Source organism: Yoonia sp. (assembly GCF_036770585.1).
Lineage (GTDB): Bacteria > Pseudomonadota > Alphaproteobacteria > Rhodobacterales > Rhodobacteraceae > Yoonia.
Window position 1 is genome coordinate 1 of the sequence record NZ_DAIPIW010000077.1, and the last position, 11,581, is coordinate 11,581.

Annotated in this window: 9 protein-coding genes and 1 pseudogene; 7 read left to right on the forward strand and 3 right to left on the reverse strand. The window is 64.3% G+C overall.

Features of this window, described 5'->3' with window-relative positions; all coding sequences use genetic code 11:
* The 3 genes and pseudogenes from prfB to V7N12_RS11920 form a co-directional block, all read left to right on the forward strand.
* Window positions 1–264 (forward strand): annotated as a pseudogene (gene prfB, locus V7N12_RS11910) (peptide chain release factor 2); the annotation flags it as partial.
* 37 nt (window positions 265–301) lie between these two features.
* Complete coding sequence (locus V7N12_RS11915) at window positions 302–1,675, forward strand: amidase (RefSeq protein WP_333714804.1); 1,374 nt, start codon at window positions 302–304, stop codon at window positions 1,673–1,675.
* Between the two features lie 3 nt (window positions 1,676–1,678).
* On the forward strand, window positions 1,679–2,425 hold the full coding sequence (locus V7N12_RS11920) for a DUF2189 domain-containing protein (RefSeq protein ID WP_333714806.1): 747 nt from the start codon (window positions 1,679–1,681) through the stop codon (window positions 2,423–2,425).
* 53 nt (window positions 2,426–2,478) lie between these two features.
* Here V7N12_RS11920 and V7N12_RS11925 read toward each other — a convergent pair whose 3' ends face one another.
* The 3 genes from V7N12_RS11925 to bcp form a co-directional block, all read right to left on the reverse strand.
* On the reverse strand, window positions 2,479–2,976 hold the full coding sequence (locus V7N12_RS11925) for a bactofilin family protein (RefSeq protein WP_333714807.1): 498 nt from the start codon (window positions 2,974–2,976) through the stop codon (window positions 2,479–2,481).
* The gene (locus V7N12_RS11930; protein ID WP_443089963.1) at window positions 2,966–4,240 is read right to left on the reverse strand and encodes a DUF5930 domain-containing protein; all 1,275 of its coding nucleotides are present in this window, start codon (window positions 4,238–4,240) and stop codon (window positions 2,966–2,968) included. The genes V7N12_RS11925 and V7N12_RS11930 overlap by 11 nt, the downstream gene beginning before the upstream one ends.
* Window positions 4,241–4,475: 235 nt before the next feature.
* Window positions 4,476–4,943, reverse strand: coding sequence for a thioredoxin-dependent thiol peroxidase (gene bcp, locus V7N12_RS11935; RefSeq protein ID WP_333714809.1), 468 nt, complete (start codon window positions 4,941–4,943; stop codon window positions 4,476–4,478).
* Between the two features lie 90 nt (window positions 4,944–5,033).
* On the opposite strand from bcp, the gene V7N12_RS11940 reads away from it, so the two are divergent.
* From V7N12_RS11940 to V7N12_RS11955, 4 genes are all read left to right on the forward strand, one after another.
* Window positions 5,034–8,312 carry an AsmA-like C-terminal region-containing protein gene (locus V7N12_RS11940; RefSeq protein ID WP_333714810.1) on the forward strand — a complete coding sequence of 1,093 codons (3,279 nt, stop codon included), beginning with the start codon at window positions 5,034–5,036 and terminating at the stop codon, window positions 8,310–8,312.
* Entirely contained in the window at window positions 8,309–9,367 is a 1,059-nt protein-coding gene (gene queA, locus V7N12_RS11945) for a tRNA preQ1(34) S-adenosylmethionine ribosyltransferase-isomerase QueA (RefSeq protein ID WP_333714811.1), read from the forward strand. Before V7N12_RS11940 ends, queA begins: the two co-directional genes overlap by 4 nt.
* An 86-nt stretch (window positions 9,368–9,453) precedes the next feature.
* Complete coding sequence (locus V7N12_RS11950; RefSeq protein ID WP_333714812.1) at window positions 9,454–10,716, forward strand: MFS transporter; 1,263 nt, start codon at window positions 9,454–9,456, stop codon at window positions 10,714–10,716.
* 118 nt (window positions 10,717–10,834) lie between these two features.
* The gene (locus V7N12_RS11955; RefSeq protein ID WP_333714813.1) at window positions 10,835–11,422 is read left to right on the forward strand and encodes a DUF924 family protein; all 588 of its coding nucleotides are present in this window, start codon (window positions 10,835–10,837) and stop codon (window positions 11,420–11,422) included.
* Window positions 11,423–11,581 lie beyond the last annotated feature (159 nt).

The window sequence follows — 11,581 nt, forward strand, 5'->3', positions numbered from 1 at the left end:
CTGAAGTCGCGGCTTTACCAGATGGAACTGGACAAGCGCTCGGCCCTTGTCACCGAAGCCCATGAGAACGCGGGCGATGCGGGCTGGGGCAACCAGATCCGGTCCTATGTGTTGCAGCCCTACCAGATGGTGAAGGACCTGCGGACGGGATATGAGACCTCGGACACCAAAGGCGTTCTCGACGGTGCTTTGGACGGGTTCATGGCGGCCACATTGGCGCTGAACGTCTCGGGCAAGAGCCGGGCAGAGGCGAAGGCGGACTAGGCTTTCCGGGGGGCCGCAGATCGGGGTGGGGGACGGCATGGCCGATTTTCTGGACTGGGATGCATGGCGCTTGCGGGCAGCGCTTGAGGCGCGCGAGGTCTCGGCCGTGGCGCTGATGCAGGCCAGCCTTGACCGCATCGCGCGGGACAATCCGCGAAAGACCGCCATCGTTTCTTTGCGGGATGAGGGCGCTTTGCTGGCCGAGGCACAGGCGGCCGATCAGGCCACCGCGCGCGGGCCGCTGCACGGCCTGCCGCTTGCGGTCAAGGACCTTGCCAATGTGGCAAGTCTGCCCACCTCGCTGGGATCACCCGCCTTTGCAGGCACCATCGCCGCCAAAAGCGACATCATGGTCCGGCGGATGCAGGATGCGGGCGCGATTGTCATCGGCAAGACGAATACGCCGGAATTCGGGCTCGGCAGCCACACCTATAACCCGGTTTTCGGCGCGACGGAAAATGCGACCGAACCGGGGATGTCGGCGGGCGGGTCATCGGGCGGGGCGGCGGTGGCGCTGGCCTGCGGGATGGTCGCGCTGGCGGATGGATCGGACATGATGGGCAGCCTGCGCAACCCGGCAGGCTGGAACAGGGTTTACGGGTTCCGGCCCACATGGGGGCTGGTGCCGGACGAACCTGTCGGGGACCTCTTTCTGCATCAGCTTTCGACGAATGGTCCGATGGGGCGCTGCCCGCGCGATCTGGCGCTGCTCTTGGATGTGCAGGCCGGACCCGATCCGCGCCAACCTCTCGGGAGGCCGCATGAACCCGTGGCGCCCAGACTGCGCGGGGAAGTGGCGGGCCGCAAGATCGCCTGGCTTGGCGACTGGGGCGGGGCCTATCCGATGGAGGCGGGCGTGCTTGCGACCTGCGAGGCAGGTCTGGCGCGCCTTGCGCAGATGGGATGCGAGGTGGTCGCGGTTCCGCCGCCATTTCCTGCCGCCGCACTGTGGGAGGCATGGACGGTCCTGCGCTCTTGGTCGATCGCGGCCTCGCGCGGGCCGCTTTATCGGGACGGCGGCAGCCGCGAGTTGTTGAAGCCCGAGGCGGTCTGGGAGATCGAGCGCGGGCTGGCCCTGACGGGCGAGGATATCCAGCGGGCAAGCGCCCTGCGGTCGGACTGGTTCCGCGCGGCTGATGCCTTGTTTCAGTCCTTCGATGCCTTCGTTCTGCCGACTGCCCAATGTTTCCCTTTCCCCATCGGCTGGCACTGGCCGCGCGAGATCGGCGGCGTGGCGATGGACACCTACCACCGCTGGATGGAGGTCGTCGTGCCTGTCAGCCTGATCGGTCTGCCGACGATTGCCGTGCCGCTGCGGGGCGCGCGTCCGATGGGCTTGCAAATCGCGGGCAAGCGGGGTGATGATCTGACCGTGCTGCAACTGGGAGAGGCGTGGCACGAGGGAGGGTAGATCATGGCCGAAACGGTGACAGTCAACCGGTTGCAGCTTGCGGACCTGCGGGCGGTGCTTGCGGCGGGCTGGCGTGATTTCCGCCGCGCACCGCAATACGGGCTTTTCTTCAGCGCCGTTTACGTGGTGGGCGGCTTTGTCATGCTTTGGGTCGGGGCGGGGCATGTCACATGGACGCTTGCGACATCGCTGGGCTTTCCGCTGCTGGCGCCCTTTGCGGCGGCGGGGCTTTACGAGGTCAGCCGCCGTCTGGAGGTCGGCGAACCGCTTGATTGGGGTGGTGTTCTGGGCATCGTCTGGCGCGAGCGCACACGGCAACTGCCGTGGCTGGGGGCGATCATCGTGATCTACTTTCTGTTCTGGACGTTTCTGGCCCATATGATCTTTGCCCTTTTCATGGGGCTGTCGACGATGACCAACATCAGCCAAAGCTACGAGGTCTTTCTGACCCCCAACGGCCTGGCGATGATCGCCGTCGAGCTGGGTGTCGGGGCCGTGCTGGCGTTCTTGCTGTTCTCGCTGACCGTGGTCAGCCTGCCGTTGGTGTTGGATCGCGAGGTGGATTTCGTCACCGCCATGCTGACCAGCCTGCGGGCGGTGCGCGAAAACCTGATGGTCATGGGCCTTTGGGCGGCGTTCATTGCCGTCCTGTCCCTGATCGCGCTTTTGCCGTGGTTTCTGGGGCTGATGGTGGTGCTGCCGGTCCTCGGCCATGCCACATGGCATGTCTATCGCCGCACCCTGACATGAAAAAGGGCGCCGCTATGGGCGCCCTTTCGCAAAATCAAGTTGCTCTATGCCTGCTACTTTGCCTCTGGCGCGGGTGTCGTTGCGGTGGCGGGCATCTTCTTTGCGCCATTCGACAGCGGATCATCCTGACGCTGCACGGAACCTTCGAAATGCGCGCCGCTTTCGATCGCGATGGTCTTGTGGATGATGTCGCCTTCGACGCGGGCGGTCGATGTAAGGCGGACCTTCAGGCCGCGCACGCGCCCGACGATCCGGCCATTGACGACCACATCGTCGGCCACAACCTCGCCCTTGATCGTGGCACCTTCACCGACGGTCAGAAGATGCGCGCGAATGTCGCCCTCGACCTGACCTTCGACCTGGATGTCGCCGGTGGTCTTGAGGTTACCGGTGATTAGCAGATCGGACGAGAGAACCGATGCGGGCGGCTTCGGCTTTGGGGTGGTGGCCTTGAAATCGGTCCCGGCAGGTTTGGTGCTGTCCGTGGTTTTGGCGGCATCCGCGTCCGAGGCCTTGGGGGCGGGTTCGTTGATCTTGGATTTAGAAAACATCTCGTCCAGCTCTTATATAGTTCATGGGGTTGACGGGGATGCCGCTTTCGCGGACTTCGTAGTGAAGGTGGGGGCCGGTCGAGCGACCGGAATTGCCCAAGGCACCGATGCGATCTCCACGCGAGACTCGTTGACCGACACGCACATCCATCGCGTTGAGGTGGGCATAGCGGGTCTCGATCCCAAAGTCATGCTGAATCTTGATCAGCCGCCCGTAGCCAGAGGTCCAGCTTGCATGGGTGACGGTGCCGTCGGCGGTCGCATAGACCGGCAGGCCGATGGACCCGGCGAAATCGGTGCCGGCATGCAGGCGGCCCCAGCGCTGGCCGAAGCCCGAGGTCATCCGGTACCCCGACCGGACCGGCATCGAGAAGGGCACCTTTTCGGCGGCGATCCGGTAAAGGTTGATCCGGTCCATGGCGGTCAGGATGGCATTGGCGCGCAGGGCGTCGGGGTCGGGTTCGGCCCCGCGGGTCGAGAACTGGATCGGGGTCAGCGAGCCACCGGTGCCGGAATAGCCCTGCCGCACCTGATTGATCAGTGTATCGGGGTTCATGCCAGCGGCGCGGAACATCCGGTCGAGCGGTTCGACAGAGACCAGCATCGCCTCTTCCAGCTGGCGGAAGATCTGGTCGTTGCGTTCCTGCTGCAACCGCAGTTCCAGTTCCAGTTCCTGCGCCTGGGTAATGGCGAATTCGGCGTCGCGCGCGATCTTGTCGCGCTCGGCCGCGGTCTCGGCCAGCGCCGAGGACAAAAGCCCGAGGGTGCCGTTCGCTTCAGAGCTTTGGGCGACCGTGTTGCCGTTCTCGCCTTCGGCTTCGATGGCGGCAAGCTGGGCCAGCGCGTCTTCTCGCAGGCGCATCGCATCACGCAGCGTGGCCTGCACGGCTTCGAGGCCGCGTTCCAGTTCGCCGCGTTTCTCTTCGACTTCCAGCAGTTGCGACTGCATGACCGAAATCTGGGTCAAGGCCGCGTTGAAACGGTCATGGGCAGCCGCCGCTTCCATGGCGCGGCTGTCGCGTTCTTGCGACAAGGCGTTAAGCCGATCTTCATAGACCATCTGTTCGCGTTCGGCCTGCGCGCGGAAATTGCCTGCGCCGATACTGTCCATCAGCAAGATCGCGGTGGCGATGATGGTCCACCCAACGACCAGCACCGAGCCTGTCCATGCGACCAGTTGGGTTTCGGGCTTGAGACGGATAAAACGGGTTTCCTCGTCCGACCGCAGAAACAGGCGCTTTTCTGGAAAAACGCGCTCGAGCATTCCGTGCAAACGTGATGTCAGTCGTGATCTCACGCTCTGGTTTTCTCCGTCCCTGTGGTGCTTGACACAACGCCAGCGGCGGTGCCCCGTTTCCGTTTACGCAGGCAGGCGGGGGGCTGCAAGTTCTTTGGCGGCAGATTTTCTGAAATCCCCGTCATCACGCGAGATCAGCGGTCTTCTGCCGATCCCGCAGCGCCGGACCGCCGCCCGGGGCAGCGGATCATTTCGGCAAGGATCAGACCGCGCGGGCCGCTTCCAGAACGGCCTCGACATGGCCGGGGACTTTGACCTTGCGCCAGACCTGCGCAATCTTGCCGTCGGCACCGATCAGGAAGGTGGCGCGTTCGACTCCCATATAGGTCTTGCCATACATGCTTTTCTCGACCCAGGTGCCGTAGCTTTCGCAGACGTCGCCCTCTGCGTCGGACAAAAGCGCGATCTTGAGGTCATGTTTGGCGACGAACTTGTCGTGTTTGCCGACGCTGTCCTTCGAGACGCCGAGGATCACGGTGCCGGCGGCTGCGAATTCCGCGACCATATCGGTAAAGCCGATCGCCTCTTTCGTGCAACCGGGCGTGTCGTCCTTGGGGTAAAAGTAGAGAACGACCTTCTTGCCCTTGAAATCGGACAGGTTGACCGCGCCGCCGCCGTCGCGGGGCAGGGTGAAGGTGGGGGCGTTGTCGCCAACTTCGGGATGTGACATGCAATGGTCCTTTCGCGCTCGCTGAGCCGCGTCTTGTTTTAGTGTGTGAATTGCGAAGATAAAGGGCGGCAAGCCAAGTGACAGGAAACGATGTCGGACGACACCCCCGCAACAGAACCCAACAAACCTGTCCGGCGCAGGCCGATGCCGCGCTGGCTGTTCTGGCTGCGGGCGGGGTTCGTTCTGTCGCTCCTGCCGCTGGCCTTTGCGGCTGCGGCCGCCGTGATGATGATCGACCGCGAGATCACCGCGCCAAGCTGGATCGAAGACCGTGTCGCAGCACGGGTGGCCGAGGTCCTGCCGGGCGCGCAGCTTGATTTCGGAGCGATCACCATCAGGATCGGCCGCGACGGTCATCCGCGTGTCAGGCTGGTCGATACCCGTCTGCTGGACGAGGGCGGTCTGACGCTGACGCGGGTGCCTTTGGTCGAGGGTCTGATCTCGCCCCGGGGGTTGATCCTGCAACGCGAATTGCTGGTGCAGGAGGTCCAGTTGGTCGGGGCGCAGATCAACCTGCGCCGCGCGCTTGACGGGTCGGTCTCGCTGGCGTTCGGCGCGAACACCCGAAACGAGCGGCAGGCGCGCAACCTTCCCGAGCTTCTCGACCAGTTCGATCAGGTCTTCGAGCGTCCCGCCCTAGCCGCCCTTGAACTGGTGCAGGCCGAGGGGCTGATCGTGAATTTCGACGATGCCCGCGCGGGCCGTAGCTGGATCGTGGACGGCGGTCGGCTGACGCTGGATCTGCGCGCGGCCCAGACGGTCTTGCGCGGCGATTTTGCGCTTTTGGCCGGGCGTCCGGATGTGACGGCGGTGCGCCTGTCCTACACCAGCCCGCGCGGCAGCCGCAGCGCGCAGATCGGGCTGAACATCGACAATGCGGTGGCCAGCGATCTGGCGACGCAATCGCCTGCGCTATTGTGGCTGGCGGGCGTGAACGCCCCGATCAGCGCCGACCTGCGCACCAGCCTTGATGCCGAAGGAAAGCTTGGCCCGCTGAACGCGCGGCTGGAGTTGGGCGCAGGCGCTTTCCAGCCCAACCCGGGCAGCCCCGCCGTGCGCTTTACCGATGGACGGGCCTATTTCAACTTCGATCCTGTCCGCGACCTGATCACCTTCAGCGAAATGACCGTGCGGTCGGACTGGGGCCGTCTGCGGGGCGAGGGCTCGGCCTATCTGCGGGCGTTTCGCGACGGTTTTCCGCAGGCGATCCTTGGTCAGTTGCGGCTGACGGATGTCGCGGTCAATCCCGATGGGCTGTTCGAGACGACGCCCGTATTGCCTGCGCTTGCGGTCGATCTGCGGGCGCGTTTCGATCCTTTCGTGCTTGATATCGGTCAGGTCGTGGCGCGTGACGATGCCAGCCGCACCATCGCGTCGGGCCGCATCGCGGCCACCGATGCGGGTTGGGACGTTGCGCTGGATACCGAGACGGACCAGATCGCGCCTGCGCGGGTGCTGGATTTCTGGCCACCGGACTTCCGGCCCGGGTCGCGGCGCTGGTTTGCCAACAACGTCTCGGACGGCCTGCTGACGGATGTGGTCATGGGCTTGCGGATCGCCCCCGAGCGGGGCATGCGCACGGCACTTGGATTTGCCTTTGAAGAGGCATCCGTCACCTTCATGCCGACGATGCCGCCGATCAGGGAGGCCAGCGGTGTGGCAAGCCTTGAGGACAGCCGTTTCGTCGTCAGTCTCGATTCGGGGCAGGTTCTGGCGCCGGAAGGCGGTCTGGTCGATCTGGCCGGTTCGACCATGGTGGCCGAGGATCTGCGGCAGAGGCCCTCGCCCGCCTATGTCGATCTGCGCACGCAAAGTGCGATCACGGCGGCGCTGTCGGTGCTGAACCAACCTCCGTTCACCTATCTCGACCGCGCGAATGTGCCTGTCACCGTTGCGGAAGGACAGGCGCAGGTCACAGGGCGGATTTCATGGCCGCTGAAAAACCAGATCCAGCCGGACGAGGTCACCGTGGCAATGACGGCAGACCTGACCGCAGTCCGCAGCGATGGTCTCGTGCCCGGGCGGATGCTGACCTCGCCACGGTTGCAGGTGACGGCGAGTCGCGACGGGATCAACATTGCCGGACCGGTCAGGCTGGGCGCGGTTTCGGCCTTGGGCGCATGGGACCGGCGGTTCGACAATCCGGGCAGCCGCGTGCTGGCGAATGTGACGCTGTCGCAGGCGTTTCTCGACGAGTTCGGGATCGCGCTGCCACCCGGCACGGTTGCGGGACAAGGACAGGGCGAACTGGCGATGGAATTGGGTCAGGGACCGCCGCGCTTTTCCTTGCGGTCCGATCTTCAGGGGATGACGGTCGCGATCCCCGCCGTGGGCTGGTCCAAGCCGCCCGGCACGCGTGGCAATCTGCTGATCGAGGGCCGCTTGGGGGCAGTTCCAGATGTCACGCGGCTCGAGGTGGGGGGCGGCGGATTGCAGGCGGCGGGATCGGTGACGCTGACACCGGCGGGCCAGCTTGCCGCGGCAAGGTTCTCGCAGGTCAGGGTCGGCAACTGGCTGGATGCGCCAATCACGCTGGAGGGGCGCGGTGCGGGTCTGCCGCCTGCGGTGCGGATCACGGGGGGCAGTCTGGACTTGCGCCGCGCGCAATTCGGCGCGGGCCAAGGCGAGAGCGGGCCGATCTCGATCGCGCTTGACCGGTTGCAGATCACCGAAGGCATCGCCCTGCGCGGCTTTCAGGGCCAGTTTCGCGGCGATGGCGGGTTTCGGGGCGAGTTCACCGCATCGCTCAACGGGGATGCGCCGATTGCCGGGGCTGTCGCGCCGCGCGACGGACGCTCGGCCGTCAGGTTGCGCAGCCCGGATGCGGGGGCGCTGTTGCGCGCGTCGGGGCTGATCGAGACGGCGACGGGCGGTGCCCTTGACCTGACGCTTTTGCCCGCCAGCGGTGCGGGGGAATTTGACGGGACGCTGGCGATTGCCGGACTGCGGCTGCGCGATGCGCCGACCATGGCGGCCTTGCTGGATGCGATCAGCGTCGTGGGGCTGTTGCAGCAATTGGACGGGCAGGGCCTGTCGTTCGATGCGGTGGATGCGCGGTTCCGGCTGACCCCGGATGCGGTGATCATTTCCGAGGCAAGTGCTGTCGGGCCGGGGCTTGGCATTTCCGTTGATGGGACCTACACGCTGGCCAGCAGGGCCATCGACCTGCAGGGGGTGGTCTCGCCGTTCTTCCTGCTCAATCAGGTCGGGTCGTTTCTGACGCGAAGGGGGGAAGGCTTGATCGGGTTCAACTTTAACATCACCGGCGCTTCGGACGCGCCGCAGGTCAGCGTCAACCCGCTGTCGGTGTTGACGCCGGGCATGTTCCGCGAAATTTTCCGCCGCCCGCCACCGGATCTGTCCCGATGAAGCTGAGCGATTTCGACTTCGATCTGCCCGAGCGGCTGATCGCGACCCGTCCTGCGCGGCCGCGGTCCTCGGCAAGGCTGCTTTTGGCGCGCGGAGGGGCGATCGAGGACCGGATCGTCAACCAATTGCCCGACATCCTGCAACCCGGGGACCGGCTGGTGCTGAACGACACCAAGGTCATCCCCGCAAGGCTGAGCGGCGTCCGGCACAGGTCCGGCGAGGCGGGCGCGACCGCCGCGCGGATCGAGGTCACCTTGCTGGAACCGCAGGCCGACGGCACTTGGACGGCGCTGGTCAAGCCGCTCAAGAAGCTGCGCGACGGTGAAACGGTTGTTTTCTCCGATGATCTTTCGGCGGTGATCGACGGGCGCCGCGACGGGCAGGGCGTGCTGCGCTTCAACCTGACGGGTGATGATTTCGATGCTGCACTGGCCGCCGCAGGGTCGATGCCGCTGCCGCCATACATCGAGGCCAGGCGCAAGGCGGACGCGGCGGACAAAGAGGACTACCAGACCTATTGGGCGAAACGCGCGGGCGCGGTGGCGGCACCCACGGCGTCCTTGCACTTTGACGGGCCTCTGCTGGCGGCCTTGGCTGAACGCGGTGTGCAGTTCACCCATGTGACGCTGCATGTGGGCGCGGGCACCTTCCTGCCGGTCAAGGTCGATGACATCGGCGACCACAAGATGCATGCCGAATGGGGCGAGGTCACCGCAGAGGCGGCAGAGCAGATCATCGCGACCCGCGCCGCAGGCGGGCGGGTCATTCCGGTGGGCACAACCGCGATGCGCCTGATCGAGAGTGCCGCACAGGATGGCCAGTTGCGCCCTTGGGTCGGACCGACGGATATCTTCATCACCCCCGGTTTCCGGTTCCAGATCTCGGACGGGCTGATGACCAACTTCCATCTGCCCAAGTCCACATTGATGATGCTGGTTTCGGCCCTGATGGGGGTCGAGACGATCAGGGCGATCTATGCCCATGCGATTGCCACGGACTACCGCTTTTTCTCTTACGGGGATTCATCGCTTCTGCTGCCGCAGACAAGGGCGTAAACCGACCCGAGAGTGTCGCACAATCATAGTGAAGTCTTGATCGAATCGTGTGATAGGCGGTGCACGTCGGGCAGAGAGGACGCAACATGCTTCAGGTCTTTACAAGCTCTTGGGCGCTCTTTGTGGGCATGTTCATGCTGATGGTGGGCAATGGCCTGCAAGGCACGCTGCTGGGTCTGCGCGGCGAAATCGAGGGGTTCAGCACCTTCGCGCTGTCCATCGTGATGTCGGGCTACTTTCTGGGATTCCTGTTCAGTTCCCGCTTCACGCCCGAGCTGATCCGCCGCGTCGGCCATGTCCGCGTCTTTGCGGCCTTGGGGTCGATGATCTCGGCGGTGCTGATTTCCTATCCGGTGCTGGTCGAACCCTGGGCCTGGACCTTGGGGCGGGTGATCATCGGGTTCTGCTTTTGCGGCGTCTACATCACGGCGGAAAGCTGGTTGAATGACGCCTCGGACAACCAGAACCGCGGCAAGGCGCTGTCGCTTTACATGATCACGCAGATGGCGGGGATCGTCTTTGCGCAATGGATCGTCGCACAGGGCGATATCTCGGGTTATGTGCTGTTCATCATTCCGTCGATCCTTGTGTCGCTGGCCTTTGCGCCGGTTCTGTTGTCGGTCAAGCCGATGCCCGCCTTTTCGACGACGAAGCCATTGAAGGTCAGAAAGCTGGTCGCCGCCTCGCCCTTGGCGTGTTTTGCGATGTTCATGCTGGGCGGCGTCTTTGCGGCGCAATTCGGCATGTCGGCGGTCTATGGCAGCAGGGTCGGCCTGACCGTGGCCGAGATTTCCTTTTTCGTCTCGGCCATCTATGTGGCCGCGCTGGTGCTGCAATATCCCATCGGCTGGCTGTCCGACAAGATGGACCGCCGCGTCCTGATCATCTGGCTGGCCGCGCTTGGCGGGATCGGGTCGCTGGCGGCCTTTCTGGTGCCGGGCAGCTACGCGCTGATCGTGATCAGCGGGGCGATCATCGGAGGCACGTCGAACCCGCTTTATGCGCTGGTGATCGCCTATACCAATGACTATCTCGAAAAGGACGATATGGCGGCGGCCTCGGGCGGGCTTTTGTTCATCAACGGGTTGGGTGCGATTGCCGGCCCGCTGATCGTCGGCTTCATGATGGATGGGATCGGTGACAACGGCTATTGGTTGTTCCTGTCGCTCTTGATGGGGGCCATCGCGCTTTACGGGATTTACCGCACCACCCGCCGCAGCCGGAGCACGCGCGATACCGAGGCGGTGCCCTACGCACCGGTCAGCGCCGCCTCGACGCCGATTGCGGCTGAACTGGCACAGGAATTCTACATCGAGGCAGAAGATGACGAGACAACCCCCGCCGCGTAGGTTTCTGTGTCATACGGACACATCACGTGAACGCCTGGCGGACCTTGGCACTTGCCAGACCGGATGAGGTCTGTTTCGAATTGCAACAGATATGTGAAGCATACCTTGGAGCGATGCAGTGGTAAGCCCTGAAGACGTCCTGGCATTCTGGCTTGATGAATGCTCGCCCGAGGATTGGTACAAGTCCGATCCGGAATTCGACGCGATTGTGCGCGACAGGTTCCTTGGTGCCTGGCAAGAGGCGCAGGAGGGCGCCTCTGGTCTCTGGCTGACCTATCCGACCGGAACGCTGGCCTATATCATCCTGACCGATCAATTCCCGCGTAATATGTTCCGCGACGATGGCCTGGCCTTCGCCACCGATCATATCGCACTGGCGGCAGCGAAAATGGCGATCGACAAGAACTGGGACATGCGGATCGACGAGCCTGCGCGCCAGTTCTTCTATCTGCCGCTGATGCATTCCGAGAACCTCGCCAATCAGGATCGCGCCGTGCGGTTGATCCACACGCGCATGCCGCAAACCGGCGAGAGCAACCGCGAACATGCCTGCGCCCATCGTGCGGTGATCCGTGATTTCGGGCGGTTTCCCTACCGGAACGCCGCTCTGGGCCGTCGCACGACGCCGGCCGAGCAGGCCTTTCTGGACGCAGGCGGTTACGGCGCGGCCATTCGCGCGCAGCAGGCCGCGGCCGAGCAGGGCTGATTGCACCTATCGACTAGCCGATATGCCCGAAGGTCACTAGAGGTCGCGGCCAAACTAGTTTAGTGTTCAACTAAATTTCGCTTGGAGGAGCCCTCGCATGGCTGCGCAAAACTTTGACCTGATCGTAATCGGTGCCGGACCCGGCGGCTATGTGGCCGC